Here is a 26,231-nt window from a genome sequence, read left to right as displayed (position 1 = left end):
CGGTGGCCGCGGCCGGCGACGGGCCCTGGCTCGACGACGCGGCCGGACGGCTGGTGCGCCCCTTCACCGTGAGCAACGGCCGTACCCGGCCCACCGTCGCGCTCGACCTGATGTCCCAGGTCATGGCCACCGGGGCGACCCCCCTCGGCTACCTCGGACCCGAGCACACGCAGGCACTCGACCTGTGCCGGGCGCCCCTCGCGGTCGCCGAACTCGCCGCCCGTCTGCGGCTGCCGGTGGCGGTCACCAAGGTGCTGCTCTCCGACCTCGTCGACTGCGGCGCGCTGACCACCAAACCCCCCGCCGCGTTCCACCACGATCCCACGGACCGGGCCCTTCTGGAGGCAGTGCTCGATGGACTACGACGACAGCTCTGACCACGTACACGGCGAAGGCGCCGACCCGTTTCCCACCGCCCTGAAGATCCTCGTGGCGGGCGGATTCGGCGTCGGCAAGACGACCTTCGTCGGTGCGGTCAGCGAGATCGCGCCGCTGAGCACGGAGGAACTGCTCACCACGGTCAGCGCCGCGACCGACAACCTCGACGGAATCGAGAACAAACTCGAAACGACCGTGGCCATGGACTTCGGCCGCCTCACCCTCGACTCCGAACACGTCCTGTACCTCTTCGGGACGCCCGGCCAGGAACGCTTCTGGTTCATGTGGGACGAACTGTGCGAAGGAGCGCTCGGGGCGGTGATCCTCGCCGACACCCGCCGCCTGGAGGAGTCCTTCGCCGCCGTCGACTTCTTCGAGGAGCGCGGCCTCGGCTTCGTCGTCGCGATCAACCAGTTCGACGGCGCCCACCGCTACGACCCCGAGGAGGTGCGCGCGGCCATGGACCTCCACCCCGAGATCCCGATCGTGCGCTGCGACGCGCGGATCTCCAGTTCCGGCGTCCAGACGCTGCTCACCCTCGTACGCCACCTCATCGCCCACACGCCGGCCCCCGCCCCGGGGTTCGGCGCCGGAGTCCGCCCATGAGCTACGACCCGCCCCGCCCGGCCGGACGTCTGCTGCTCACCCCCGAGGACCGGGAGGCCCCCGAGCGGGTACGACGGCTGCGCCGGCTCGGGCTCGCGGAACGCGCCGATCCGGCTCTCGATGCCTTCGCCACGCACCTCGCCGGCCTCGCCGAGGCGCCGTACGCGATGGTCAACTTCCTGGTCGAGGGCGGGCAGTTCTTCGCGGGCCTGCGGGTGCCGGACGTTCCTCCGGTGACGCGCGCGGACGGGACCGGTCCCGAGTTCGGCCGGGTCCAGCCCCGCGACCACGGCTTCTGCCCCCACGTGGTGGTCCGGCGCAAGGCGCTGGTTCTGGAGGACGTGCGCGACTACCCGCGCTTCGCGGGCAACCCCGTCGTCGACGCGTTCGGCATCCGCTCCTACCTCGGCGCCCCGCTCATAGACAGCACGGGGACGGTCCTCGGCACCGTGTCCGCCGCCGACGTACGGCCCCGGACCTGGGGGACCGAGGGCCTGGCGACGATCAAGTCGACGGCCGCCGACCTCGTACGGCGCATCGAGCGCAGCGCGGAGGACGGGTTTCCCCTGTGAGCGGCGGGCGCGTGCAGGCCCTCGCAGGACGGGGTGCGTGAAGGAAAGCTGCGGCCGGGCTTAAGAAAGGCTCGATGGACCGGGGACGGTTCCGTACGGCAGATTGCTGTGCGATCACCCTCCCCTTCCCGGACGCGGGCCGCTTCGGCATGCCCACCGCCGGGACCTCACCCCCGTCAGGAGCCGTAGCGTTGAAGGCGCTGGTCAAGGAGAAGGCGGAGCCCGGGCTGTGGCTCGCCGACGTCCCGGAGCCCACCATCGGGCCCGGTGACGTCCTCATCAAGGTGCTGCGCACCGGCATCTGCGGCACCGACCTGCACATCCGGGCCTGGGACGGCTGGGCGCAGCAGGCCATCCGCACCCCGCTCGTGGTCGGCCACGAGTTCGTCGGCGAGGTCGTCGACACCGGGCGCGACGTCACCGACATCAAGGCCGGCGACCGGGTCAGCGGCGAGGGCCACCTGGTCTGCGGCAAGTGCCGCAACTGCCTGGCCGGCCGGCGCCACCTGTGCCGCGCCACCGTCGGTCTCGGCGTCGGACGGGACGGGGCGTTCGCCGAGTACGTCGCCCTGCCCGCGTCCAACGTCTGGGTGCACCGCGTCCCCGTCGACCTCGACGTCGCCGCGATCTTCGACCCGTTCGGCAACGCCGTGCACACCGCCCTGTCCTTCCCGCTGGTCGGCGAGGACGTCCTCATCACCGGTGCCGGACCGATCGGCCTGATGGCCGCCGCCGTGGCCCGGCACGCGGGCGCCCGCAACGTCGTCATCACCGACGTGAGCGAGGAGCGGCTGGAGCTGGCCCGCAAGGTCGGCGTCAGCCTCGCCCTGAACGTCTCGGCCGCGACCATCGCCGACGGACAGCGCGAGCTGGGCCTGCGCGAGGGCTTCGACATCGGCCTGGAGATGTCCGGCCGCCCCGAGGCCATGCGCGACATGATCGCCAACATGACGCACGGTGGCCGGATCGCCATGCTCGGCCTGCCCGCCGAGGAGTTCCCGGTCGACTGGGCCCGCGTCGTCACCTCCATGATCACCGTCAAGGGCATCTACGGCCGTGAGATGTTCGAGACCTGGTACGCCATGTCCGTGCTGCTCGAAGGCGGCCTCGACCTCGCCCCGGTGATCACCGGCCGCTACTCCCACCGCGACTTCGAGGCCGCGTTCGCCGACGCGGCCAGCGGCAGGGGCGGCAAGGTCATCCTGGACTGGACCGCGTGAAGACGCACGTACGTACCCTTAGGAGCTTCTGAGATGTTCGACTCCGTGCGCGACGACCTGCGCGCCACCCTCGACGAGATCCGCGCCGCCGGCCTGCACAAGCCCGAGCGCGTCATCGGCACCCCGCAGTCCGCGACCGTCAACGTCACGGCGGGCGGCCGCCCCGGCGAGGTCCTCAACTTCTGCGCCAACAACTACCTCGGTCTCGCCGACCACCCCGAGGTCGTAGCCGCCGCCCACGAGGCGCTGGACCGCTGGGGCTACGGCATGGCGTCCGTGCGCTTCATCTGCGGCACCCAGGAGGTGCACAAGGAACTGGAGGCCCGGCTCTCCGCGTTCCTCGGCCAGGAGGACACGATCCTCTACTCCTCCTGCTTCGACGCCAACGGCGGCGTCTTCGAGACCCTGCTGGGCCCCGAGGACGCGGTGATCTCCGACGCCCTCAACCACGCCTCGATCATCGACGGCATCCGGCTGTCCAAGGCCAAGCGGTTCCGTTACGCCAACCGCGACATGGCCGACCTGGAGGCGCAGCTCAAGGCCGCGGGCGAGGCCCGCCGCAAGCTGATCGTCACCGACGGCGTCTTCTCCATGGACGGCTATGTCGCCCCCCTCGACGAGATCTGCGACCTCGCCGACCGCTACGGCGCCATGGTCATGGTCGACGACTCGCACGCCGTCGGCTTCGTCGGCCCCGGCGGCCGCGGCACCCCCGAGCTGCACGGCGTCATGGACCGCGTCGACATCATCACCGGCACCCTCGGCAAGGCGCTCGGCGGCGCCTCCGGCGGCTACGTCGCGGCCCGCGCCGAGATCGTCGCCCTGCTGCGCCAGCGCTCCCGCCCGTACCTCTTCTCCAACACCCTCGCCCCGGTGATCGCCGCCGCCTCCCTCAAGGTGCTCGACCTGCTGGAGTCGGCCGACGACCTGCGCGTGCGGCTCGCCGGGAACACCGCGCTGTTCCGCCGCCGGATGACCGAGGAGGGGTTCGACATCCTCCCCGGCGACCACGCCATCGCGCCCGTCATGATCGGCGACGCGTCGAAGGCGGGCCGCATGGCCGAGCTGCTCCTGGAGCGCGGCGTGTACGTGATCGGCTTCTCCTACCCGGTCGTCCCGCAGGACAAGGCCCGCATTCGCGTCCAGCTGTCCGCCGCCCACTCCACGGACGACGTGAACCGCGCGGTGGACGCCTTCGTCGCGGCCAGGACGCAGCTCGCGGCCCAGGCCCCGTCGTCCTAGAAGCCCTCGGTGACCTGAGAGAATCGATCCCATGATCGAGGCGCGGCGGCTGCACATCCTGCGAGCGGTGGCGGACCACCGCACCGTGACGGCGGCGGCCGCCGCGCTGTACCTCACCCCGTCGGCGGTCTCCCAGCAGCTCGCCGCGCTGGAGCAGGAGACCGGGCACCGCCTGGTCGAGCGCGGTGCCAAGGGCGTACGGCTGACCCCGGCCGGAGAAATCCTGCTCAGCCACACCAACGCCGTCCTCGCCCAGCTGGAGCGGGCCGAGGCCGAGCTGGCCGCGTACGGCTCGGGCGAGGCGGGCACGGTCACGGTCGCCTCCTTCGCGACCGGCATCGCCCTCGTCGTCGCGCCCGCCCTGGCCCGCCTCGCCGCGTCGGCGCCCGGCATCCGCATCCGCGTCCAGGACGCCGAGGGCGACGCCAGCCTGCCGATGGTCCTCGACCGGCAGGTCGACGTGGCCGTCGCCGTCGAGTACCGCGGGGCACCGCCCGCCGACGACCCGCGCCTGACCCACGTCTTCCTGTACGCCGAGCCCTTCGACGCGGTCGTGCCGGTCGCCCACCGCCTCGCCGGCGCCGAGGAGGTGCCGCTCGCCGAGCTGGCCAAGGACACCTGGATCGGCCCCTACCCGGGCAACCCGTGCCACGACGTGGTCGTGCTGGCCTGCGAGAGCGCCGGGTTCCAGCCCCGCCTCGAACACTCCTCCGACGACTTCCGCGCCGTGGTGTCCCTCGCCGCCGCCGATGCCGGCGTCGCCCTCGTCCCGCGCTCGGCGCTGCACGGCACCGACCTCACCGGCGTGGTCGTCCGCCCCGTCGACGGGGTCGCGCCCACCCGCCGCGTCTTCGCGGCCGTACGCCGGGGAGCCGAGGAGCATCCGCTGATCCGGCCCGTCCTCGACGCGCTCGGCGAGGCGGCCCGGACCTGAAGGGCCGGTGACACGGCGGTTGTCAGTGCGGGCGGATACCGTCCCTGACATGCCGGACGCAGAAGACGTACGCCGTATCGCCCTGTCCCTGCCGGACACGACGGAGAAGATCGCCTGGAGCATGCCCACCTTCCGGGTCGCGGGAAAGATGTTCGCGACGCTGCCCGAGGAGGAGACCTCCCTCGCGGTGCGCTGCCCGAAGGAGGAGCGCGACGAACTGGTGCTGGCGGAGCCGGGGAAGTTCTGGATCGCCGGACACGAGGCCCAGTTCGCCTGGGTACGGGCCAGGCTGGCCGCCCTGGAGGGCGAGGACGAACTGCGCGACATCCTCGCCGACTCCTGGCGGCAGGCGGCTCCGACCCGGCTGCTGGAGGCCCACCCCCGGCTGGGCCTGCCCGCCGGGGGCTGAAAACCCCTCGGGCGTTGTCAGTGCCCCGTGGCATGATCCGAAGACGTGCGCGACAGCCGGGACCGGAGGGGGGTTCCGGCTGTCGGACGTACGGTGCGAGCGGGATCGACGGGGTGCACGGGCGGTTCGCCGGTGGGGGGCCGGCGGGGGAGGGGAGAGCGCGGGATGGCCGGTACATCGTCACAGACCGGGCACGAGGGCGCGCCCGCGGGCGGGAGTCCGGCCGCGGCGCGAGCCGTCTGGTCGCGGGACTTCGCGCTGTTCTTCACCGCCCGGGCCGTGGCCCGGCTGGGCGACACCATGCTGCCCGTCGCCCTCGCCGCCGGCCTGCTGCAACACGGGTACGGGGCAGGCGCGGTGGGCCTCGCCATGGCCGCCACGGCCGCGGCCTTCGCCGGTCTGGTCGTGTTCGGGGGCGTCCTCGCCGACCGCTTCAGCACCCGCAAACTGATGATCGGCGCCGACCTGGTGCGGCTCGGCACCCAGGCCTTGGCCGCCGCGTTGTTCTTCTCCGGCCACGTCGTGCTCTGGCAGATCTGCGCCATCGGATTCGCCAACGGCGTCGCGGGCGCCGTCTTCCAGCCCGGTGTCGCCAGCACCGTCCCCCGGCTCGCCTCCGACGTCCAGGGCGCCAACGGCGCGATACGCGTCGCCGAGTCCGCCGCCCAGCTCGCCGGCCCCGCCGTGGCGGGCCTCCTGGTCGGCTTCGCCTCACCCGGCGGGGTCTTCGCCGCCCACGCCACCACGTACGGGCTCAGCGCCCTGTGCCTGCTGCTGCTCCGGCTGCCCCCGCTCCCACCGGGCGGCCGGGCGGTGTCCGGCCGCGGGAGCAGGGCCTTCCGCGCCGACCTGGTCCAGGGGTGGCGGGAGTTCCTCGCGAGGCGGTGGCTGTGGAGCGTCATAGCCGTGTGGTGCGTCTACATGATCGCCGTCTGGGGTCCGACCGTTCCCCTGGTCGCCACCGAGGTGGTACAGGAGCACGGCCCGCGCGCCTACGGACTGGTCAACTCCGCCCTGGGTGCGGGGACCGTCGTGGGCGGTCTGCTGGCCCTGCGGCTCAGGCCGCTGCGCATGCTCCGGGCCGGCGCGATCGCCCTCGTCGGCTTCGCCGCCTTCCCCGCGAGCGTCGGTGCAGGGCTCGGCGTACCCGCCATGGCGGCCGGGGCCGCCGTCGCCGGGGCCGGCATGTCCTTCTGGGGCGTGATGTGGGCGACCAGCGTGCAGACCCAGGTCCCGCCGGACGTCCTCAACCGCATCCACGCCTACGACGTGGCGGGCTCGCTGGCGATGATGCCGGTCGGCCAGGCCCTCGCGGGACCGGCCGCCTCCGCCCTCGGGGCCGACCACGTCCTGCTCGTCGCGGCCGCGACCAGCTTCGCCGTGTGCGCGGCCCTCCTGCTGATACCGGCGGTGCGCGGACTGGTCCGGGTGGAGGCGACCGCGGCGGGCTCCAGCGCCACCCCGGCCGCGCCCGAGCCGTCCCGCGCACAGAAGTGCTGACCCCGCGGGACCGCGCGCCGGAAAAGCGATGCGCGACCACGGGCCCGAGTGCGGTATGGTTTTCCTGCGCGTTCGGCCAGGGGAAACACCAGGTCAGGCGGGCAACGGGACGTGGCGCAGCTTGGTAGCGCACTTGACTGGGGGTCAAGGGGTCGCAGGTTCAAATCCTGTCGTCCCGACTGGAGACAGTCGTTGATCGAGGGGCGGTTCCGGAGAGATCCGGAACCGCCCCTCGATTGTTCGCCCTGCGGCGTGCCTGGACGCTGAGGCGAGATGCCCGATATATCACTGTCGGGTGTCCGTGCTCATCCTCTGCCACTTCGCGCTCGCGCTGTTCGCCGCGCCGCTGGTGAGACGGTGCGGAACGCGTGCCTTCCTGGTACTGGCCCTGCCGCCCGCCGCGGCGACCGTCTGGGCCGCCACCCGGTGGAGCACGACGGCAGCGGGCGGTGCCGACACCACCGTCCGGCGCTGGCTGCCCGCCTACCACGTGGACTGGGCCCTGAGACTGGACGCCCTCGCCGAACTCATGGTGCTGCTCGCCGCGGGCGTGGGCACCCTCGTCCTCGTCTACTGCGCCTCCTACTTCGACGACCGCTCGCGGCAGCTCGGCAGGTTCGCCGGGAACCTCCTCGCCTTCGCCGGAGCGATGCTCGGCCTCGTCCTCGCCGACGACCTCGTCCTGCTCTACATCTTCTGGGAACTGACGACCGTCTTCTCCTATCTGCTGATCGGCCAGACCAGCGACCACAAGCGCAACCGGCGCAGCGCCCTCCAGGCCCTCACGGTCACCGCGCTCGGCGGGCTGACCATGCTCGTCGGTCTCCTGCTCCTCGGTCACGAGGCCGGCACCTACCGCGTCTCGGCGATCCTGGCCGACCCGCCCCCACCGTCGACGGCTCTGTCCACGGCGATCGTGCTGATCCTCGTCGGCGCCCTGTCCAAGTCCGCGATCTGGCCGTTCAGCCTCTGGCTGCCCAACGCCATGGCCGCCCCCACCCCGGTCAGCGCCTACCTGCACGCCGCCGCCATGGTGAAGGCGGGCGTCTACCTCGTCGCCCGGCTCGCCCCCGCCTTCGCCGACGTCCCACCCTGGCGCCCGCTCCTGCTCGTCCTCGGCTCGGCGACGATGCTGCTCGGCGGCTGGCGGGCGCTCAGAATGCACGACCTGAAACTCGTCCTCGCCTACGGCACCGTCAGCCAGCTCGGCTTCCTCACCGTCCTCACCGGTGCGGGCGGCCACGACACCGGCCTCGCCGCCACCGCCATGATCCTCGGGCACGCCCTGTTCAAGGCGCCGCTCTTCCTGGTCACCGGCATCGTCGACCACGCCACCGGCACCCGCGACCTGCGGCGGCTCTCCGGCCTCGGACGCCGGCTGCCCGCCGTGTGCGCCGTCGCCGTGACCGCCGGAGCGTCCATGGCCGCCGTACCGCCCCTGCTCGGCTTCACCGCCAAGGAGGCCGCCTTCCAGGCGCTCCTGGACGGGAGCACCGGCGACCGCTGGGCGCTCGCCGCGACGGTCCTCGGCTCGGCCCTGACCACCGCCTACACCCTGCGCTACCTGTGGGGCGCCTTCGCCCGCAAGCCCGGTCTCCCCGACTCCGACGCGCACCGCGTGCCGGCGGCCTTCCTCGCGCCGCCCGCCGTACTCGCCCTGGCCTGCCTCGTCCTGGGGCCCGGAGTGCCCTGGCTCCAGGGCCTGCTGGGCTCGTATGCCGGGCAGTTCCCCGCGCCCGCACACCCCTACCACCTGGCGCTGTGGCACGGAGCGGGCCCCGCCCTCGGCCTGTCCGGCGCGGCCTGGGCGGGCGGGGTCCTGCTGTTCCTCGCCGCGAGCCCCGTCGCGCGGGTCGGCCAGAAGCTCGCCTGGCGTTCCGCGGACCTCGTCTTCGGGCGGGTGCTGCTCGCCCTGGAGCGCACCGCCCTCCAGTGCACCGGCCTCGTCCAGCGCGGCTCGCTGTCGGTGTATCTCGTCACGACCATGAGCGTGGTCCTCGCGGGACAGGTCGCCGTGCTCGCCGCGGACGAACCCTGGACCGGAGTACCCGCCCCGAGGCTCTGGGACCATCCCGCCCAGGCCGCCGTCGCCCTGCTGACCTGCGCCGCGGCCCTGCTGTGCCTGCGTGTGCGGCGCCGGATGAAGGCCGTCGTGTTCGCCGGCCTGACCGGATACGGCACCGCGCTGCTCTTCGTCGCCCAGGGCGCGCCCGACCTCGCGCTCACCCAGTTCTGCGTCGAGACCGTCTCCATGATCGTCTTCGTGCTGGTGCTGCGCCGCATGCCGGTGCGCTTCGAGGAGAACTTCAGCCGGTGGCGGCGTCTGCTGCGGATGCCGGTGGCCCTCGCGGGCGGCGCCGCCGTCGCCGTGGTCGTCTGGATCATGGCGGGGCACCGCCGGGCCGACAGCGCGGGCGCCGCGATGGTCGAGGAGACCGCGCACCACGGACTGAAGGACGTCGTCGCCACCATCCTGGTCGACCTGCGCGCCTGGGACACGATGGGGGAGTCCGCGGTGCTCGCCGCCGCCGCCATCGGGGTCACCAGCCTCATCTACCTGCACCGCCGCGCCGACGGCGCCGAGCAGCCCGTACTGCCGCTGCCCGGCGACCACCCGCACGCCGGACTGCGCACCGCCTGGCGGGCGAGCGGGTACGAATCGGCGGGCCTGCCCAGCGGCGACGAAGCGGCGCCGGAGCGGACCTGGCTCGCCGCCAGCGCCACCCTCGCCCCCGAACGCCGCTCCCTCGTCCTCGAGGTGGTCGCCCGCCTCATCTTCCACCCCGTCCTCGTCCTCTCCGTCTATCTGCTGCTGTGCGCGGAGAACCTCCCGGGCGGCGGATTCGTCGGGGGCCTGACCGCCGGCGTCGCCTTCATCGCCCGCTACCTCGCCGGCGGGCGGCACGAACTCGCCGACGCCGTGCGCTTCAAGCCGGGCCTGTTCACCGGCCTCGGCCTGTTCCTGTCCACCGGCGTCGCGCTGGGCGGCCTCGGCGAGGGCACCGTGCTGCACGGCTGGACCTGGCACGGCCACCTGCCCGTGTGGGGCGACGCCCACCTGTCCACCGCCGTCCTCTTCGACTGCGGGGTCTACCTGCTCGTGCTCGGCGTGGTCCTGGACATCGTGCGGGCCCTCGGCGCCCGGATCGACCGCCAGATCGAACGGGCCGCCCCGCGCCCGGAGGCGGGCCCCGCATGACCGTCAGCCTCTCCCTCCTGGTGGCCGCCGCCGTCCTCAACGCCGTCGGCGCCACCCTGCTGCTGACCCGGTCCCTGACCCGGATCCTGCTCGGCGCCGTCGTCCTCGGCAACGGCGTCAACCTGCTGGTCCTCGCCTCCACCGGCAGCGCGGGCGACGCACCGCTGCTCTACCCGCACATCATCCGCAACCGCGTCACCGACCCGCTGCCCCAGGCCATCGCCCTGACCGCGATCGTCATCACCCTCGCCACCACCGCGTTCCTGCTCGCCATGGCCTACCGCAGCCACCAGGTCACCGGCTCCGACGAGATCAGCGACGACACCGAGGACCGGCTGGTCGCCCTGCGCGCCGAGTTCCTCGACCGGCGCGGGGAGTTGCGCGACCGCTACCGCGAGGCCCGCGCCGGGGACGGCGGCGCCGACGCCGAGCAGCGCGCCCGCTACCGCGCCGCCCGCAAGCGGCTGCGCCGGCGGGTCCGCGCGGAACGCGCCTACCAGGCCCGCGCCAACGAGGTCTCCGGCAACCTCTGGAACGACATCCTCGGCGCCGACCCCGAGGACTACCGGGAGGGCCGCGAGCTGGGCTCCACCGACGCCGCCGGCCGGCCCGGACCGGCCCCGGCCCGCATCGCCGGGCCCTCCAACGACCCCGAGGAGACCGGCCGCGAACCCGACTCCCGCCCCGGCGAGGACTCCGGCCACCCGCCGCCCGACCAGCCCGACGACCCCGAGGGCGCCGGCACGGAAGGAACCAGTTGAACGCGCTCGTGCCGCTCCCCGTCCTGCTGCCCCTGTGCGTCACGGGCCTGAAGCTGGCCATCGGACCCCGGCTGCACCGGCTCCAGCGCTTCATCAGCATCGCCGTGCTCGGGGCGGTCCTGGTGCTCTCCGTGCTGCTCATGGTGGCCGCCGACCGGCACGGCCCGCTCAGCGTGCACCTCGGCGACTTCGCACCGCCGGTCGGCATCACCCTCGTCGCCGACCGGCTGGCGGGACTGATGCTGACCGTCTCCAGCGCCGTCACCCTGCTCGTCCTCGTGTACTCGCTGGGCCAGGGCATGGCCGACCGCGACGACCAGGCACCGGTCGGCGTCTTCCACCCCGCCTACCTCATCCTCGTGGCCGGCGTCTCCTGCACCTTCCTCGCCGGAGACCTCGTCAACCTCTACGTCGGCTTCGAGATCATGCTCGTCGCCAGCTTCGTGCTGCTCACCATCGGCGGCACCGCGACCCGGATCCGCGCCGGATCGACGTACGTGATCATCTCGCTGTTCTCCTCCGTGCTCTTCCTGATCGCCATCGCCATGACCTACGCGGTCGCGGGGACCGTGAACCTCGCCCAGCTCGCCCAGCGGCTGCAAGAGGTGCCGCTCGGGGTGCGCACCCTGCTGGAGGCGATGCTGCTGACGGTCTTCGCCATCAAGGCGGCGGTCTTCCCGCTGGCGGCCTGGCTGCCCGACTCCTACCCGACCGCGCCCGCCCCGGTCACCGCGGTCTTCGCCGGACTGCTGACCAAGGTCGGCGTGTACTCGATGCTGCGCACCCAGACCCTGCTCTTCCCCGGTCACCGCCTGGGCGACCTGCTGATGCTCGCCGCGCTGGCCTCCATGGTCGTCGGCATCCTGGGCGCCGTCGCCCAGACCGACCTGAAGCGGGTCCTCTCCTTCACCCTCATCAGCCACATCGGCTACATGGTCTTCGGCATCGCGCTCGCCGGGCACGGCTCGATCAGCGGCGCGATCGTGTACGTGGCCCACCACATCACCGTGCAGACCACCCTGTTCCTCGTCGCCGGGCTCATCGAGCGGCGCGACGGCACCACGGAACTCACCCGCCTCGGTGGCCTGGCCAGGGCGGCGCCCCTGCTCGCCGTGCTGTTCTTCGTGCCCGCCATGAACCTCGCCGGCATCCCGCCGTTGTCCGGGTTCATCGGCAAACTCGGCCTGATGCGGGCCGGCATCGACGCCGGCGGCGCCTGGGCCTGGGCGCTGGTCGCCGGGTCCGCCGCCACCAGCCTGCTCACCCTGTACGTCATGGCGAAGGTCTGGAACCTCGCGTTCTGGCGCGACGCGCCACCCGGGGCCGAGGAGGAGGGCGTGGTGCTGGAGTCCGCCGAGGACGACGAGCCGGGCGACGACGAGGAAGGCAACGACGAGGAGGGGGGCGGAGCGACCGGTTCCTCCGAGCCGACCGGTTCCGGAAGGGCAGCCGGTTCCGGCAAGGCGGCCGGTTCCGGGACGCCGACCGGTTCCGGGAGCGACCTGCCGGTCCCTGCGGGCGCCGTGGTCGCCGCGGGCTTCCTGGGCCAGTCCATCACCACCACCAAACGGCTGCCCTGGCCGATGCTCGCGGCCACCGGCGCCGCCGTCGCCCTCGGCCTGTCGTACACGGTGCTCGGCGGCCCCCTCACCACCTTCACCCAGGCCGCCGCCACCGAACTGCTCGCCCGCACCCCCTACATCGAGGCGGTGCTCGGCCGGTGAGCAACCTCTTCCGCGACCGCTCGCCCTACAGCTGGTCCTTCCGCGTGGGCCGCGGCCGGCGCGTGCTGGACCTGCCGCTCATCGGCTGGCTCACCGTCATCTGGATCCTGCTGTGGGGCACCCCCTCCTGGGCCAACCTCGTCAACGGCGTCCTCGTCGCGGTCTGCCTGTGCCTGGCCTTCCCGCTGCCCGCCGTGGACATCGGCCTGCGGCTGCACCCCCTGGGCGTCCTGCGCCTGGCCGCCTACCTGCTGTACGACATGTTCTCCTCCAGCGTCGAGGTCACCCGGCAGATCTTCGCCAAGGGCCCCTACCACGCCGCGGTCGTGGCCGTCCCGCTGCGGGTGCGCAGCGACCTCATGCTGACGGCCACCGCCGTCGCCGTCTCCAACGTCCCCGGCGGCTCCGTGATCGAGCTGCGCAGGGAGACGGCCACGCTGTTCCTGCACGTCCTCGACGCGGCCAACCCCGGCGAGATCGAGGGCGCCCAGCGGCAGGTGTGGCGCGTGGAGGGACTCGTCGCCCGCGCCTTCGGCACCGCCGAGGACATCGCCGACGCCGCCCGTCCCGTACCGGAAGGTGACCCCGCCTCGTGACCACCCTGCACACCGTCGAAGACGCCATGCTCGTCGCCTCGCTCGTGATGGTCCTCGCCGCCGGCGCCCTGCTGCTGTACCGGATCTGGTACGGCCCCTCGATGCTGGACCGCGCCGTCGCCCTCGACGTGCTCGCGGCGCTCATCATCGCCGGCATCGGAGTCAAGGCCGCCCACGACCGCGACTCCTTCTACTTCCCCGTGATGCTGGTGCTCGCCTTCCTCGGCTTCAGCGGCTCGGTGGGCATCGCCCGCTTCATCGCCGTACGCGACCGGCCCTCCGTACTGCCCGACGGCAGGCAGGACCACCGGTGAACGCCTGGGCCGAGGCCGCCGACCTGGTGGGGACCCTGCTGCTGCTCCTCGGCTGCCTTCAGTGCCTGCTAGGTGTGATCGGGATGCTCCGCTTCCCCGACGTGCTCTCCCGCAGCCACGCGGCGACCAAGCCGCAGACGCTGGGGATGCTCCTCGTCCTCGCCGGGGTGGGACTGCGCCTGCGGCACGGCACCGACGTGGGCACCCTCGCGCTCATCGTCTTCTTCCAGTTCCTCACCAGCCCGGTCGCCTCCCACCTGGTGGCCCGCTCCGCCTACCGCACCGGCCAGACGGGGTCCCGGAGCCTGCTCCGGGACGACCTGGACCCGCAGCTGAGCGACGGGGACCGGCCGGAGGAGTAGCCCCGGGGAGCGGTCAGCCCACGCAGCCCACGTGCGCCAGCGCCTGCTTCAGCAGCACCCCGTGCCCGCCCGGCATCTCGCTGCGCACCGCCTCGGACAGGGCCTCGCGCGGATCGAACCACACCAGGTCGAGAGCGTCCTGGCGCGGCCGGCAGTCACCGGCCACGGGCACGACGTAGGCGAGCGAGACCGCGTGCTGCCGGGGGTCGTGGTACGGCGTGACACCGTGCGTGGGGAAGTACTCGGCCACCGTGAACGGCTGGAGCGAGGTCGGCACCCGGGGCAGCGCCACCGGGCCGAGGTCCTTCTCCAGATGCCGCAGCAGGGCGTCGCGCACCCGCTCGTGGTGCAGCACCCGGCCGGAGACCAGCGTCCGGCTGACCGTCCCGTCGGGCCCGATGCGCAGGAGCAGGCCGACGCTGGTGACTTCGCCGCTGTCGTCCACGCGTACGGGCACGGCCTCGACGTACAGGATCGGCATGCGGGCGCGTGCCATCTCCAGCTCGTCCGTCGTCAGCCAGCCCGGCGTGGTCTCGGTCATGTCAGACATCGCTTGATCATACTTTCAGCCGTTCGTGAGTCCCGGGCGGCGCTCCGGGACTGTGACCCGTCCCACCCCGCTCAGCCGTCGTCCGCGGGACCACCGGGGAGCCCGTAGACCCGGCGGGCGTTGTCCCGCCCGGCCCACCGGGCGAGGCGCAGCGCGTCCGGCAGGGACAGTTCGTCGGCGTCCAGCCGCTCCTGCAACAGCCCGGCCAGCCCCTGGCGGAAGGCGAGCGCCCCCAGGTGGTGGAACTCGGCCACCCCGTAGGCGTCGGAGCTGTACAGCAGCTTGCGGAACGGGGTGATCTCCAGCGCCTCCGCGAGGATCGCACCCGCCCGGGCGGGACCGACGTGGTGCAGGGTGAGCCCCACGTCCAGGTACACCCGCTCGAAGACCGCCGACAGATAGGCGGCCTGGCGCTGGTAGGGCCAGCAGTGCAGCAGCAGGACCGGGATCGTGCCGGCGGTCAGGTGCAGCCAGTCGGTCAGCAGGGTGGGGTCCACGCGGTGCATGCGGATGTCGGAGTCGCCGAACCCCGTGTGCAGTTGCAGCGGCCGCCCGAGGTCCACGGCGGTCCACAGCAGGTGCCGCACGAGCACCGGGTCGTCGAGGTGCCCGCCGCCGCGCGCGAGCCAGCGCCCGGCGGCCTGCGCGACCTCGGCGGGCGAGGGGCGGGCCGGGTCCAGGGCGAAACCGGTGCGGTAGGCCGCGACCGACTTGACGCCCACCACGCCCGGCCGCCGCACCGCCTCCCACGCGGCCGTGCGGAACGCCTCCGCGTACGCGTCCGGCTCGACACCGCCCGCCGCCACGGCCTCCGCGACGCCCTCCAGCCGGACCACCTCGTACACCGTCGCGTCCGCCGCCTCGGCCAGCTCGGCCGGACCCGTCACCGGGTGCGGGGCGTACCCCGTGTCCACGCAGAACACGCCGGTGCCCGCGGCCCGCAGGAACCGCCGGTTGACCTCGGCGGCGCCCAGCTCCGCCCGCCGGGCCACGTACGTGTCGGCGGGGGCGTGGCGCGGCAGGTCCAGCAGGGGCGCGCAGTGCCGGCGCACGGCGAGACCGACGGGGCTGTCGAACGGGGAGACGCCGGGCCACGCCTCGCCCTCGGTGAGCAGGGACTCGAAGCCCGCGCGGTCCAGGTCGCCGGTGACCGCGCCGTGGCAGTGGTGGTCCACCAGCTCCAGCGCGGCGAGCCGCTCGTGCACGGGCCCGGCGGCCATCTCAGTACTTCCAGCGGTAGGCCGCCGCCACGCCCTCGTCGTCCAGCCCCTCGACCGTCCCGGCCTCGCCGAGGCGTACGGCGACCACCGCGTCGGCCAGCACCGGGCCCAGCGCGGTTCTGAGCACCTCGTCCGCGCGGAACGCCGCCACCGACTCCGCGAGCGTGACCGGCAGCCGCCGCACGCCCCGGGCCGCCGCGTCGGCGGGGTCGAGCCGGGCCGGGTCGCCGGTGATCTCCTCGGGCAGCGGCGCCGACGAGGCGAGCCCGTCCAGGCCGGCGGCGATCACCGATGCGAGGGCGAGGTAGGGGTTGGCGGCGAGGTCGACCGGCTTGACCTCCAGGTTCGCCGCGCGGTCGCGGATCCCCGCGGTTCCGGTGACGATCCGCAGCGCCGCCTCGCGGGTCTCCCTGCCCCAGGCGGTGAACACCCCCGCCCACTGCGAGGGGCGCAGTCGCAGCCGGCTGGCCGGGCTCGGGGCGGTCATCGCCGTGAGCGCCGGGAGGCGGCCGAGGACTCCGGCCACGAAGGACTCGGCCTCAGAGGTCATGCCGTACCGGCCCGTACCGCCCGCGTGCAGGTTCGTCCCGCCGCGCCAGGCGGAGAGGTGGAGGTGCCCGCCGTTGCCGACGCCCTGGCCGAGAACCGCCGGGGCGAAGGAGACGCGCAGCCCGTGCCGCCGGGACACGGCCCGGATCGTCTGCCGCACCAGCACGCTGTGGTCGGCCGCCGCCACCGGGTCGAGCGCGCCCACCGAGATCTCGAACTGCCCCGCCGCGTACTCGGGATGGAACTGCTCCACGTCCACGCCCTGCGCCGCGAGCGCCGCCAGCAGGTCGGCGGCGCAGTCGCTCAGCTCGATCTGCCGGGCGGCTCCGTACGCCGGTCCGGACACGGCCGGGACGAAGGCGTCGCCGTCCGCGTCGCCCCGGCCCACGACCCACTCGACCTCGACGGCGGCCCGGAAGGTGACGCCGTGCCGCTCGGCGGCCCCGGCCACGGTCCGGCGCAGGACGGTGCGTCCGCACGCCGGATGCGGTGCGCCCTCCTGTGTGATCCGGTCGACCGGGGCCCACGCCCAGCCGGGCTGTGCCGCCAGCACGGTCAGCCGGTCGAGGACGGGGTAGAGGCGCAGGTCGCCGTCGGGGGAGCCGAGGACGTCCGTGGTGACGATCGAGTCGTCGGCGAGGAAGGTGTCGAACACCGGCGACATGCCGACGCCCCAGGCCGCGGCGGAGGCGAGCTTCGCGGTGGGCACGGTCTTCACCCGCGTGATCCCGGCCGTGTCGACGTACGCCAGCACGACGCCGTGCACGCCCTGCCCGGTCAGCTCGCCGCTCAGCGCGGTGGCCCGCTCGACCTCACCCGGGCGCCCGCCGGGTACGGGGTCGCTCTCGCTCACGTCTCGGCTCCTTCGCGCGTGCGCCGTCCGTCGCGGACCATTGTGCCGTCCGGTGATCACCCTGTCCGGGTTTCGTCGGATGTGCGCACGACGCGGTGAAAGCCGCCCGGGATGCCGCGGTGGACGTCAGTCCAGGTTGGTGGGCTGCGGCGAGGGGGTCCCGCCGTCCAGGACGGTCTGGAGGCGCTCGGTGCCCTGGCGTACGCCGCGCTCGACGGAGGAGGCCTGCCCGCCGTCCAGGCCGCCACTGGTGACGGTGAGGGCGGAGGTGCCGACGCGTACGGCGGCGATGTCCAGGGTGAGCGTGACCGGGGTGGCGTCGGCGTTTCCCTGCACGGTCACGTGCACGCCCTCGCGGGCGTCGCCGACGTCGGGCACCGAGGCCTCGGTCACCTGGACCGTGCGCTTGTTGCCGTCGGAGTCGGTCACGGTGAACTCGTCGCACGTCTGCGGCAGCGAGTCCAGCCACTTCAGGCGGTCGTCGAGGCCGGCGCGGTCGTAGCCGGCGACCTGCTCCAGGAGGCGGGAGTCACCCTGCTCGAAGCCGGTGAGCGCGGACGGTCCCGACGGCTCGCCCAGCAGGTTGTCGCGGTAGAGCCCGTCGATCAGCTGCCGGCACTCCGCCGCCTCGGCCTTCGCGGAGAGGAAGGCGGCCACGTCGACCTCGCCGACGAGCAGCCGGTCGCGCCACTTGTCCGCGTCCTCGACCTGGTTCCAGCCGCCCTCCAGATCGGCCTCGGTGAGCAGGGCGGCCTTGGCACCGGACTCGGTGAGGGTGCCCGGGGAGGCGCTGGGTGAGCCGGTCGGGGACGTCGTGGGGGAACCGCTCGGGGTCTGCGTCGCCGCGTTCCGCTCGGCGATCCCGGCCTGTTCGGCGGCGGTGTCCGAGGCGCCGTCCGAACCCCCGCCGTCCGAGCAGGCGGCGGTGGTCAGCAGCGCGCCCGCCGCCAGGGCGGAGGCCAGGAGACGGACGGGGTGGGACGGACGACGACTCATCGCGGGATGCCTCCTGGGACGGGAAACGGTGTCCTCAGCGCATCACCGGGGCCGGGGGCGCACCAGCGCAGGGGGCTGTCCGGGTGAGGAGCGCCCGCCTGCGCCGGTGCGCCCCCGGGGCGGCCCGTTCGGTCAGGCCGCGTGGGCGAGGGTCTGCTCGGCGACGTCCTTGTCCACCGCCGCGCGCACCAGGGCGGCCGCGAGAACGGCCGGTTCCGCCTTCCCGGCCAGGGCGAGGAGCCGGTCCGGGTCGCCGGGCAGACCGAGGCGCTCGGCGCCCTGGAGGGCCTTGCGGTCCAGGTAGGGAGCCGCCTCGGGCCAGACCAGCTGGGCCTCCCGCAGGAAGATGTCCGCGCCGGTCGGACCCACTCCGGGGAACTCCTGGAGCAGCCGCCGCAGGTCTTGCACGTCACCGTCCGCCTCGTCGCGCAGCCTGCGCAGGTCGCCGCCCCACCGCTCGGTCAGCAGTTCCGCGCCCTCGCCGAGCTGGGTGGCGGTGCGCTCGTCGTAGCGCCGGTAGCCGCCCCGCCCGAGCGCGTCCACCCGTTCCTGCCAGTCGACGCCGGCCATACGGCGCGGGTCGCGCAGCCCCGCCTCGCTCAGCGCACGGGCGGTGGCGACGGCGATGGAGGCGCTGATGCGGGCGCTGAGCAGGTGCGCGAGGACCAGCAGCCGGTACAGCGGCTGCGGGGTGTCCTTCAGCCGGATGCCCGCCTCGTCGGCGTACGTCTGCCCGTGCGCGCCGACGAGTTCGCGCACGGTCCGCCGTTGGTCGCGGCCCACGGCTACGGCTTCAGCGGGTCGTGACCGACCGTCATGAGCCGGTGCCGCAGGCGGGTGTCCTCGGACTCGGGTTCGTTCTCGGGGTCGGTCTGCGAGGTCACGGTGTCCACGACCTTGCGCATCGCCCGCAGGTCGTCCTCCGTCAGGTCGGTGCGCCGCTTCTGAAGGATGGCGAGGACGTGCTGTCCCAGCGGCGGCCCGGCGTCGTCCGGCAGCGGCTCGGTCAGCTCGCCGGAGTCGCGCACCCGGAGCCAGTCGGCGAGTTCCGCGGAGGTCATGTTCACCGCGCGGTGGAAGTCCTCCCACAGCGCGTCGAGTTCGAGGGCGTCGGCCATGAGGTGTCCCTCATTTCGTCGTGCGTACGTGCGTACTGCGTGGTCAGCCGGAGCAGTGCGACGCGCTCCGCCTCGTCGGTGCCGCCCCACACGCCCGACGTCTGCCCCGACTCCAGGGCGAAAGCCAGGCAGTCGGGGGTCACCGGGCATCCGGCGCAGACCCGCTTGGCGGCCGCCGTGTCCCGCAGGGCGGGCCCGGCGGTGCCCACCGGGAAGAACAGATCGGGGTCCTCATCCACGCAGGCGGCGCGGCGCAACCACTCCATGCGGGCGCGGGTGCCCAAGGGGAGCGGGGGACAAACGCCCGCTGGACCCCGGCACCCGGGGCCCCGCCGCCTCAGCCGGCGAGCACGCCGTCCAGGAAGCGTGTGACGTCCGCGAAGACCTCCGCCCGGTTGGTCTCGTTGAAGAGCTCGTGCCGGGCGCCCGGGTAGATCCGCTCGGTCAGGTTCCCGCCGCTCAGCGGCTCGACGCCGACGCGGCTGCCGGGCAGCGGCACCAGCCGGTCGTCGTCGCCGTGCACCCACAGCAGGGGCAGCCGGCCGACGTCACCGCCCTTGGCCACGGTCTCCAGCGTCCGCACGAACGCCTCCAGGGTCGGCCGCTTCATCGGCCCGTGCCAGACCAGCGGGTCCGCCGCGTACGCCGCGCCCACCGCCGGGTCGCGGGAGAGCGAGGCCGGGCTGATCGGGGTGTCGGGGATCTCCTCCAGGGCGAGCAGCCGGCGCGGCAGCTCCCAGTCGCCGATGACGGGCCCCGACAGCACCAGGGCCGTCAGCTCGCCGGGGTGGCGCTGGGCGTAGCGGGAGGCGATGAGACCGCCCATGGAGTGGCCGACCATGACGACCGGCAGTCCGGGATGCGCGGCCCGGGCCAGCCCGGCCACGGCGTGCACGTCGGTGACCACGTCCTCGAAGTCCTCGACCACCACCCGCTCGCCCTCCGAGCGCCCGTGCCCGGTGTGGTCCGGGGCGTAGACGGCCGCGCCGTGGCCGGTGAGGACGCCGGCCACCTCGTCGTAGCGGCCGGAGTGCTCGCCGTAGCCGTGGACCAGCAGCGCGATGTAGCGGGGGCTCGCGGCGGGCCACTCGCGGACGGCGATCCGTCCCCGCGTTCCGGTCAGGGTGTGCTCGCGGGTCTCGGCCATGTCTCCTCCGGCTGCGTCGGTGACGGTCGTCCGTTGTCCGTTGTCCGTTGTCCGTTGTCAGGGGGATCTTCCCAGGACGCCGTCCGGCGGTCTATAGTCCAAAACTAGCAGTGCTAATTAAGGGTAGTGCTCATCAAGGTTCGCGGTGGTCGACGCGACGGCGGTGCGCCGTCCGGTGACCGCGCGACGACGGTCAGGAGTCCCCACGTGCGTCCCGTCCACTTCGCGGCCGCCCGCCGCACCCCGATCGGCAAGCTGCGCGGTTCCCTGTCGGCCGTACGGCCCGACGACCTCGCCGCCGCGGTGATCCGGGGCCTGGTCGCCGACGTCCCCGCGCTCGACCCGGCCCGGGTGGACGACGTGTACTGGGGCGCCGCCAACCAGGCCGGTGAGGACAACCGCAACGTCGCCCGGATGGCCGCCCTGCTCGCCGGGCTGCCCGAGACCGTGCCGGGCGCCACCGTGAACCGGCTCTGCGCCTCCGGTCTCGAGGCCGTCACCACCGCCGCCCGCACCATCGCCGCGGGTGAGGCCGATGTCGTGCTCGCGGGCGGCTCCGAGTCGATGAGCCGCGCCCCCTTCGTCCTGCCCCGCCCCGACGAGGCGCTGCCGCACCGCATCGAGACCGCCGACACCCGGCTCGGCTGGCGCCTGGTCAACCCCGCGATGAAGGACCTGCACGGCCTGCTCGCCATGGGCGAGACCGCCGAGGAGGTCGCCGAGCGCTACGGCGTCCCGCGCGAACGCCAGGACGAGTTCGCCCTGCGCAGCCACCGCCTGGCCGCCGAGGCCCGGAAGAACGGCCACTTCGACGACGAGATCCTCCCCGTCGAGCGCCCCGACGGCGTGGTCGTCGACACCGACGAGTGCGTCCGCGAGGACACCTCGCTGGAGAAGCTGGGCCGCCTCAAGCCCGTCTTCCGCCCCGGCGGCACGGTCACCGCGGGCAACGCCTCCCCGATGAACGACGGCGCCGCCGGCCTCCTGCTGGTCAGCGAGGAGGCCCTGAACGACCTCGGCCTGGAGTCGCTGGGCCGCTACGTCGCGGGCGGCTCGGCCGGAGTCCACCCGGACGTCATGGGCATCGGCCCGGTCCCCGCCACCCGCAAGGTCCTGGCCCGGGCCGGCTGGAGCGTCGGCGACCTCGCGGAGGCCGAGTTCAACGAGGCGTTCGCCGCCCAGGCCCTCGCCTGCGTCGACCAACTCGGCATCGACCCCGACCTGGTCAACCCCACCGGCGGCGCCATCGCGCTGGGCCACCCGCTCGGCTGCTCCGGCGCCCGCATCCTCACCACCCTGCTCCACCGCATGCGCCGCACGGGGGCCGGCCGCGGACTGGCCACGATGTGCGTGGGCGTGGGGCAGGGCAGCGCGGTCCTCGTCGAACGTCACTAGCCCGCCCGCCTCGGCCCCAGAGCCGCCACCCCTCTGCACAGCTGCAGCAAGGAAGCCGCAGCACGGAAGCCGCAGCAAGGAAACGGAGCAACACCCCATGGCAACCCTCTCCGTCGCCGCCGTCCTCGCCGAGAACGCCCGGCGCCGTCCCGACAAGGAGGCGCTGGTCGAGGGCGACCTGCGGCTGACCTTCGCCGAGGTGTGGCGGCGGGCCCGCGCCCAGGCCGGTGCCCTCGTCGGCCTGGACGTGCGGCCGGGGGACCGGGTGGCGCTGATGGCACCGAACACCGCCGACTTCCCCGTCGCGTACTACGCCGTCGCCGCGGCCGGCGCCGTCGTCGTGCCGGTGCATCTGCTGCTGTCGGCGGCCGAGGTCGAGCACGTCCTGCGCGACAGCGGCGCCACCCTGCTGCTGTGTCACCCGGCGCAGGCGGAGACCGGGGCCGCCGCCGCCCGGGCGACCGGCGTGCGCATGCTCACGCTCGGCGACGAGTCCGAGTTCGGCCAACTCGCCGCCGCCGCCGAGCCGCTGCCCTTGAATGTCACCCGGAACGCCGACGACCCGGCCGTCGTCTTCTACACCAGCGGCACGACCGGCGTCCCCAAGGGCGCCGTGCTCAGCCACTTCAACCTGGTGATGAACGCGACCGTCAACGCCTTCGACGCCAACGACATCCGGCCCGACGACGTGGCGCTCGGCGCGCTGCCCCTGTTCCACGCCTTCGGCCAGACCGTCTCCCTCAACTCCACCTGGCGGGCGGGCGCGACCCTCGTCCTGCTGCCGCGCTTCGACGCGGCGCGTGCGATCGAGCTGATGGTGAAGGAGGGCGTCAACACCTTCCACGGGGTACCGACCATGTTCGTCGCCCTCGCCGCCGCGGCGCCCGGGGCCGAGGCCCTGCCGGAGCTGCGGGTGTGCGTCTCGGGCGGCGCCTCCCTGCCGGTGGCCGTCCTCGAACGGTTCGAGGAGGCCTTCGGGGCGAAGATCTACGAGGGCTACGGTCTGTCGGAGACCTCTCCGGCCGCGGCCGTGAACCAGCCGGTGTTCGGCGCCAGGCCCGGCACCATCGGCCACCCGCTGTGGGGCGTCGACGTGGAGATCGCCCGCGCCGAGGTCGAGGGCGCCGTGGAACTGCTGCCGCCCGGTGAACTGGGCGAGGTCGTCGTACGCGGCCACAACGTCTTCTCCGGCTACCTCGGCCGCCCCGAGGCCACCGCCGAGGCACTCGTCGACGGCTGGTTCCGCACCGGGGACCTGGGCACCAAGGACGAGGACGGGTTCCTCAGGATCGTCGACCGCAAGAAGGACGTCATCATCCGCGGCGGCTACAACGTCTATCCGCGGGAGGTCGAGGAGGTGCTGATGCGCCACCCCGGCATCGCCCAGGTCGCCGTCATCGGGCTCCCGGACGCACTGCACGGCGAGGAGGTCTGCGCCGTGGTCGTACGCGCCCCCGGCACGACGCCCGACGCGGTGCCGGACGCCGCCGGGGTCACCGAGTGGTCCAAGCAGCACCTCGGGCGGCACAAGTACCCGCGCCGGGTGGAGTTCGCCGACGAACTGCCGCTCGGGCCGAGCATGAAGGTGCTGAAGCGGGAGCTGCGGGCGACCTACACCGAACGCTAAGGATCAATGGGCGAGACGGTGCTTACGGCGCCGGACGGGTGCGCATAGCATCGGTCCTCGCAATGGACACCATCACGCTGTGGCACCTCACCGGCTGGGAATTCGCCGCCCTCGCCTTCGCGGCCCTGCTCGTCGGCTTCTCCAAGACCGCGGTGAGCGGGGCCAACACGGTCAGCCTCGCGATCTTCGCGGCGTTCCTGCCCGCCCGCGCCTCCACCGGCGTCCTGCTGCCGATCCTGATCGCCGGTGACGTCCTCGCCGTCCTCACCTACCGGCGCCACGCGCACTGGCCCACCCTGTGGCGGCTGTTCCCGGCGGTCGGCGTGGGCGTGGTCGTCGGCACCCTCTTCCTGGTGTGGGCCGACGACGCCGTCGTGCGCACGTCGATCGGCGTGATCCTGCTGTTCATGGCCGGGGTGACGGTGTGGCGCCGGCGGCGGGCCGACGCGGGCGAACAGCCGGACGAGGAGATCGCCTCGCGCGCCGGCCGGGCGAAGGCCCGCTCGTACGGCGTCCTGGGCGGGTTCACCACGATGGTCGCCAACGCCGGCGGCCCGGTCATGTCGATGTACCTGCTGTCCGCGGGGTTCCGGAAACTCGGCTTCCTGGGCACGTCGGCGTTCTTCTTCCTGATCGTCAACGTCTCCAAGCTGCCCTTCAGCGCGGGTCTCGGCCTGATCGACGGCCACTCGCTGCTGCTCGACGCGGCGCTGGTCGTCTTCGTGGTGCCCGGCGCGTTCCTCGGCAAATGGGCCGTGAACCGGATCAACCAACGCCTGTTCGAACGTCTGGTGATCGCGGCGACGGTTGTGGGCGGTCTCCAGCTCCTGCTTGCCTGACCCGCTGCGGGAGACCGCTGCTGAGGTCCTCCACCAGCAGACGCTTGGCGATGGCGTCCACCGCGGCGCGCAGCTCCGTGTCCGTGGGGCGCCCGATGTCCCGCTCCACCCGCTCCTCCAGCCAGGCCGCCCACGCCCGGCCGATCACCAGGGCCTCGCGGGCGCCCGCTTCGGTGTGGGAGAGCAGGGAGCCGTGCCGGGTGAGGAACCCCTCCTCCACCATCCGCTCGAAGACCGGCAGCAGCACCTCCGGCGGCAGTCGGCGGCGGGCCGCGATCAGGCCGAGGCTGGCGTGCCCGACCAGCCGCGTGAACAGGTCCACCTGCATCACCGCCCAGGCGCCGGCGACATCCAGCCGCGTGTCGCTGTCCGCGACGATCCGGCGCGCGGTGTCCAGCTCCGTACCGCCGATGATCTTCCCGACGGAGGACTCCAAGGTCCGCCTGCTGCTCGCGTCGTGCGGCGAGGCGAAGCCCTCGCCCATGTCCGTGGAGCCCGCCCGGGCACTGTCGCGCAGCTGGACCTGCTTGAGGAACAGGGCGACGACGAAGCCCAGGACGGCCACCGGCACCGTCCACAGGAAGACCGTCTGGATGGTGTCCGCGTACGCGCCGACGATCGGCGCCGACGCCGGGGGCGGCAGCCGGTGCACGCCCTCGGGACTGGTCGCCGCCCGGCCGATCACCGACGGGTCCGCGGCGCCGGTGCGGGCCGCCGCCGCGACTCCGTCGCGCAGGTTGGGGCCCAGCGCGTTGGCGTAGATCGTGCCGAACACGGCGGTGCCGAAGGAACTGCCCAGCGTGCGGAAGAAGGTGACGCCGGAGGTCGCGGTGCCGAGATCGGAGTACTCGACCGTGTTCTGCACGGCGATGGTCAGCACCTGCATGGACAGCCCGATGCCCGTGCCCAGCACGAACATGTACAGCGACTCCAGCCCCGCGCCCGTGTCCGGACCCATCAGCGACATCAGATACAGGCCCACGCCCATCACCAGCGTGCCCACGATGGGGAACAGCCGGTAGCGCCCCGTCTTGCTGACCACGTTGCCGCTGAACACCGAGGCGATCAGCAGCCCCGCCACCATCGGCAGCGTCCGCACCCCGGAGACCGTGGCCGAGTCGCCGTCGACGTACTGCAAGTACGTCGGCAGGTACGTCAGCGCGCCCAGCATCGCGAAGCCGACGATGAAGCTGAGGACCGAGCAGACCGTGAACACCGGATTGGAGAACAGCCGCATCGGCAGCATCGGCTGGGCCGCGCGGGTCTCCACCCAGCAGAACAGGCCGAGCGCGAGCAGTCCGCCCGCGAACAGGCCGACGATCACCGCCGAGCCCCACGCGTACTCGTTGCCGCCCCAGCTCGTCGCCAGGATCAGCGCGCTCGCCCCGACCGCGACCAGAGCGATGCCCAGGTAGTCGATGACGGGACGGGCGGCCGACTTCACCACCGGGATGGTGCGCGCGGCGGCGAAGACGACGACGACCGCGATGGGCACGTTGACGTAGAACGCCCAGCGCCAGGACAGGTGGTCGGTGAACAGCCCGCCGAGCAGGGGCCCGATGACCGTCGCGACGCCGAACACCGCGCCGATCGCGCCCTGGTACTTGCCGCGCTCCCGCAGCGGGATGACGTCCGCGATCAGCGCCATCGCCGTCACCATCAGGCCGCCCGCGCCGACGCCCTGCACCGCCCGCCAGAGGATCAGCAGCGGCATGTTCGTCGCCAGCCCGCACAGGAAGGAGCCCGTGATGAACACGACCGCGGACACCTGGAAGACCACCTTGCGGCCGAACAGGTCACCGAACTTGCCGACCAGGACCGTCGCCACGGTCTCCGCGAGCAGGTACGAGGTCACCACCCACGACATGTGTTCGGCGCCGCCCAGGTCCGACACGATGGTGGGCAGCGCGGTGCCCACGATCGTCTGGTCCAGGGCCGCGAGCAGCATGCCGAGCATGATCGTGACGAAGACGACGTTGCGGCGTCGCCGGTCCAGCACGGGCGGCTGGGCGGCGGCGGTCCGTGGCGCTTCCTCGGCGACTGTCACGCGGCCACGATCACACCGGTGCACCGGCCACGCATGCGGGGACGGTCCGCCCGGGTGCGTCCGACGAGCCCGG

26 protein-coding genes and 1 tRNA gene are annotated in these 26,231 nt (G+C 73.4%); 18 read left to right on the top strand and 9 right to left on the bottom strand.

Going from position 1 to position 26,231, the window contains the following annotated elements; all coding sequences use genetic code 11:
* The first annotated feature begins 2 nt into the window (after positions 1-2).
* The 15 genes from OHA99_RS03820 (at position 3) to mnhG (ending at position 13,817) form a co-directional block, all read left to right on the top strand.
* Positions 3-377: a DUF742 domain-containing protein gene (locus OHA99_RS03820; protein ID WP_153181657.1), complete on the top strand. Its 375-nt coding sequence runs from the start codon at positions 3-5 to the stop codon at positions 375-377.
* Positions 355-984 carry an ATP/GTP-binding protein gene (locus OHA99_RS03815; protein WP_164381527.1) on the top strand — a complete coding sequence of 210 codons (630 nt, stop codon included), beginning with the start codon at positions 355-357 and terminating at the stop codon, positions 982-984. Before OHA99_RS03820 ends, OHA99_RS03815 begins: the two co-directional genes overlap by 23 nt.
* Complete coding sequence (locus OHA99_RS03810) at positions 981-1,556, top strand: GAF domain-containing protein (protein ID WP_153176828.1); 576 nt, start codon at positions 981-983, stop codon at positions 1,554-1,556. The genes OHA99_RS03815 and OHA99_RS03810 overlap by 4 nt, the downstream gene beginning before the upstream one ends.
* Before the next feature lie 191 nt (positions 1,557-1,747).
* A complete protein-coding gene (gene tdh, locus OHA99_RS03805; RefSeq protein ID WP_164381523.1) occupies positions 1,748-2,776 on the top strand; it encodes an L-threonine 3-dehydrogenase in 1,029 nt (342 codons plus the stop codon).
* Between the two features lie 33 nt (positions 2,777-2,809).
* Entirely contained in the window at positions 2,810-4,018 is a 1,209-nt protein-coding gene (locus OHA99_RS03800) for a glycine C-acetyltransferase (RefSeq protein ID WP_405694037.1), read from the top strand.
* A 31-nt stretch (positions 4,019-4,049) separates the two neighbouring features.
* Complete coding sequence (locus tag OHA99_RS03795; protein ID WP_153176825.1) at positions 4,050-4,952, top strand: LysR family transcriptional regulator; 903 nt, start codon at positions 4,050-4,052, stop codon at positions 4,950-4,952.
* A gap of 49 nt (positions 4,953-5,001) precedes the next feature.
* A complete protein-coding gene (locus tag OHA99_RS03790) occupies positions 5,002-5,361 on the top strand; it encodes an MmcQ/YjbR family DNA-binding protein (RefSeq protein ID WP_405694033.1) in 360 nt (119 codons plus the stop codon).
* Between the two features lie 165 nt (positions 5,362-5,526).
* A complete protein-coding gene (locus tag OHA99_RS03785) occupies positions 5,527-6,861 on the top strand; it encodes an MFS transporter (protein WP_153176823.1) in 1,335 nt (444 codons plus the stop codon).
* Positions 6,862-6,966: 105 nt separating this feature from the next.
* Positions 6,967-7,040, top strand: a tRNA-Pro gene (locus OHA99_RS03780).
* Between the two features lie 116 nt (positions 7,041-7,156).
* Positions 7,157-10,060 (top strand): Na+/H+ antiporter subunit A, encoded by a 2,904-nt coding sequence (locus OHA99_RS03775; protein ID WP_405694030.1) that lies wholly within the window; start codon positions 7,157-7,159, stop codon positions 10,058-10,060.
* A complete protein-coding gene (locus OHA99_RS03770; RefSeq protein WP_153176821.1) occupies positions 10,057-10,821 on the top strand; it encodes a Na(+)/H(+) antiporter subunit C in 765 nt (254 codons plus the stop codon). The genes OHA99_RS03775 and OHA99_RS03770 overlap by 4 nt, the downstream gene beginning before the upstream one ends.
* The gene (locus OHA99_RS03765) at positions 10,818-12,545 is read left to right on the top strand and encodes a Na+/H+ antiporter subunit D (protein ID WP_282880579.1); all 1,728 of its coding nucleotides are present in this window, start codon (positions 10,818-10,820) and stop codon (positions 12,543-12,545) included. The genes OHA99_RS03770 and OHA99_RS03765 overlap by 4 nt, the downstream gene beginning before the upstream one ends.
* On the top strand, positions 12,542-13,141 hold the full coding sequence (locus OHA99_RS03760) for a Na+/H+ antiporter subunit E (RefSeq protein ID WP_282880580.1): 600 nt from the start codon (positions 12,542-12,544) through the stop codon (positions 13,139-13,141). Before OHA99_RS03765 ends, OHA99_RS03760 begins: the two co-directional genes overlap by 4 nt.
* 26 nt (positions 13,142-13,167) lie before the next feature.
* Positions 13,168-13,455 (top strand): monovalent cation/H+ antiporter complex subunit F, encoded by a 288-nt coding sequence (locus OHA99_RS03755; protein ID WP_202483055.1) that lies wholly within the window; start codon positions 13,168-13,170, stop codon positions 13,453-13,455.
* Positions 13,452-13,817 carry a monovalent cation/H(+) antiporter subunit G gene (gene mnhG / locus OHA99_RS03750; RefSeq protein WP_405694025.1) on the top strand — a complete coding sequence of 122 codons (366 nt, stop codon included), beginning with the start codon at positions 13,452-13,454 and terminating at the stop codon, positions 13,815-13,817. The genes OHA99_RS03755 and mnhG overlap by 4 nt, the downstream gene beginning before the upstream one ends.
* A gap of 13 nt (positions 13,818-13,830) precedes the next feature.
* On the opposite strand, the gene OHA99_RS03745 is transcribed toward mnhG, so the two are convergent.
* The 8 genes from OHA99_RS03745 to OHA99_RS03710 form a co-directional block, all read right to left on the bottom strand.
* Positions 13,831-14,358 (bottom strand): NUDIX hydrolase family protein, encoded by a 528-nt coding sequence (locus tag OHA99_RS03745; protein ID WP_164386216.1) that lies wholly within the window; start codon positions 14,356-14,358, stop codon positions 13,831-13,833.
* An 80-nt stretch (positions 14,359-14,438) separates the two neighbouring features.
* On the bottom strand, positions 14,439-15,587 hold the full coding sequence (locus OHA99_RS03740; RefSeq protein WP_153176815.1) for an amidohydrolase family protein: 1,149 nt from the start codon (positions 15,585-15,587) through the stop codon (positions 14,439-14,441).
* A gap of 1 nt (position 15,588) precedes the next feature.
* Entirely contained in the window at positions 15,589-16,989 is a 1,401-nt protein-coding gene (gene glnA3, locus OHA99_RS03735) for a gamma-glutamylpolyamine synthetase GlnA3 (RefSeq protein WP_153176814.1), read from the bottom strand.
* A gap of 126 nt (positions 16,990-17,115) precedes the next feature.
* Complete coding sequence (locus OHA99_RS03730) at positions 17,116-17,985, bottom strand: hypothetical protein (RefSeq protein WP_405694022.1); 870 nt, start codon at positions 17,983-17,985, stop codon at positions 17,116-17,118.
* A gap of 132 nt (positions 17,986-18,117) precedes the next feature.
* A complete protein-coding gene (locus OHA99_RS03725; protein ID WP_405694019.1) occupies positions 18,118-18,768 on the bottom strand; it encodes an endonuclease in 651 nt (216 codons plus the stop codon).
* A gap of 2 nt (positions 18,769-18,770) precedes the next feature.
* Complete coding sequence (locus OHA99_RS03720; protein ID WP_153176811.1) at positions 18,771-19,103, bottom strand: DUF3140 domain-containing protein; 333 nt, start codon at positions 19,101-19,103, stop codon at positions 18,771-18,773.
* Complete coding sequence (locus OHA99_RS03715; protein WP_228126043.1) at positions 19,049-19,369, bottom strand: WhiB family transcriptional regulator; 321 nt, start codon at positions 19,367-19,369, stop codon at positions 19,049-19,051. The genes OHA99_RS03720 and OHA99_RS03715 overlap by 55 nt, the downstream gene beginning before the upstream one ends.
* 71 nt (positions 19,370-19,440) lie before the next feature.
* A complete protein-coding gene (locus OHA99_RS03710; protein WP_153176810.1) occupies positions 19,441-20,250 on the bottom strand; it encodes an alpha/beta hydrolase in 810 nt (269 codons plus the stop codon).
* A gap of 207 nt (positions 20,251-20,457) precedes the next feature.
* Between OHA99_RS03710 and OHA99_RS03705 the strand changes: the two genes are divergently transcribed.
* From OHA99_RS03705 to OHA99_RS03695, 3 genes are all read left to right on the top strand, one after another.
* Positions 20,458-21,645 (top strand): thiolase family protein, encoded by a 1,188-nt coding sequence (locus tag OHA99_RS03705; RefSeq protein WP_007389092.1) that lies wholly within the window; start codon positions 20,458-20,460, stop codon positions 21,643-21,645.
* A gap of 97 nt (positions 21,646-21,742) precedes the next feature.
* Positions 21,743-23,272, top strand: a complete 1,530-nt coding sequence (locus OHA99_RS03700) for a long-chain-fatty-acid--CoA ligase (RefSeq protein WP_405694014.1) — start codon at positions 21,743-21,745, stop codon at positions 23,270-23,272.
* Between the two features lie 62 nt (positions 23,273-23,334).
* Entirely contained in the window at positions 23,335-24,111 is a 777-nt protein-coding gene (locus OHA99_RS03695; protein WP_164381498.1) for a sulfite exporter TauE/SafE family protein, read from the top strand.
* On the opposite strand, the gene OHA99_RS03690 is transcribed toward OHA99_RS03695, so the two are convergent.
* Positions 24,038-26,158, bottom strand: coding sequence for an MDR family MFS transporter (locus tag OHA99_RS03690; RefSeq protein ID WP_194279848.1), 2,121 nt, complete (start codon positions 26,156-26,158; stop codon positions 24,038-24,040). The genes OHA99_RS03695 and OHA99_RS03690 overlap by 74 nt on opposite strands.
* Between the last annotated feature and the right edge of the window lie 73 nt (positions 26,159-26,231).

The sequence above is a fragment of the Streptomyces coelicoflavus genome (assembly GCF_045041415.1).
Classification (GTDB): Bacteria; Actinomycetota; Actinomycetes; order Streptomycetales; family Streptomycetaceae; genus Streptomyces; species Streptomyces coelicoflavus.
Note: the sequence above shows the minus strand (reverse complement) of the source record. Positions and strands in the feature narration are given on the sequence as shown.

What these genes read in the sequence shown, in the direction of transcription:
- OHA99_RS03815 (WP_164381527.1), top strand. Translation starts at nt 355, where the DNA reads ATGGACTACGACGACAGCTCTGACCACGTACACGGCGAAGGCGCCGAC.
- OHA99_RS03810 (WP_153176828.1), top strand. Translation starts at nt 981, where the DNA reads ATGAGCTACGACCCGCCCCGCCCGGCCGGACGTCTGCTGCTCACCCCC.
- OHA99_RS03800 (WP_405694037.1), top strand. Translation starts at nt 2,810, where the DNA reads ATGTTCGACTCCGTGCGCGACGACCTGCGCGCCACCCTCGACGAGATC.
- OHA99_RS03795 (WP_153176825.1), top strand. Translation starts at nt 4,050, where the DNA reads ATGATCGAGGCGCGGCGGCTGCACATCCTGCGAGCGGTGGCGGACCAC.
- OHA99_RS03790 (WP_405694033.1), top strand. Translation starts at nt 5,002, where the DNA reads ATGCCGGACGCAGAAGACGTACGCCGTATCGCCCTGTCCCTGCCGGAC.
- OHA99_RS03785 (WP_153176823.1), top strand. Translation starts at nt 5,527, where the DNA reads ATGGCCGGTACATCGTCACAGACCGGGCACGAGGGCGCGCCCGCGGGC.
- OHA99_RS03770 (WP_153176821.1), top strand. Translation starts at nt 10,057, where the DNA reads ATGACCGTCAGCCTCTCCCTCCTGGTGGCCGCCGCCGTCCTCAACGCC.
- OHA99_RS03755 (WP_202483055.1), top strand. Translation starts at nt 13,168, where the DNA reads ATGCTCGTCGCCTCGCTCGTGATGGTCCTCGCCGCCGGCGCCCTGCTG.
- OHA99_RS03745 (WP_164386216.1), bottom strand. Translation starts at nt 14,358, where the DNA reads ATGACCGAGACCACGCCGGGCTGGCTGACGACGGACGAGCTGGAGATG.
- OHA99_RS03740 (WP_153176815.1), bottom strand. Translation starts at nt 15,587, where the DNA reads ATGGCCGCCGGGCCCGTGCACGAGCGGCTCGCCGCGCTGGAGCTGGTG.
- OHA99_RS03730 (WP_405694022.1), bottom strand. Translation starts at nt 17,985, where the DNA reads ATGAGTCGTCGTCCGTCCCACCCCGTCCGTCTCCTGGCCTCCGCCCTG.
- OHA99_RS03720 (WP_153176811.1), bottom strand. Translation starts at nt 19,103, where the DNA reads ATGGCCGACGCCCTCGAACTCGACGCGCTGTGGGAGGACTTCCACCGC.
- OHA99_RS03715 (WP_228126043.1), bottom strand. Translation starts at nt 19,369, where the DNA reads ATGGAGTGGTTGCGCCGCGCCGCCTGCGTGGATGAGGACCCCGATCTG.
- OHA99_RS03710 (WP_153176810.1), bottom strand. Translation starts at nt 20,250, where the DNA reads ATGGCCGAGACCCGCGAGCACACCCTGACCGGAACGCGGGGACGGATC.
- OHA99_RS03700 (WP_405694014.1), top strand. Translation starts at nt 21,743, where the DNA reads ATGGCAACCCTCTCCGTCGCCGCCGTCCTCGCCGAGAACGCCCGGCGC.
- OHA99_RS03695 (WP_164381498.1), top strand. Translation starts at nt 23,335, where the DNA reads ATGGACACCATCACGCTGTGGCACCTCACCGGCTGGGAATTCGCCGCC.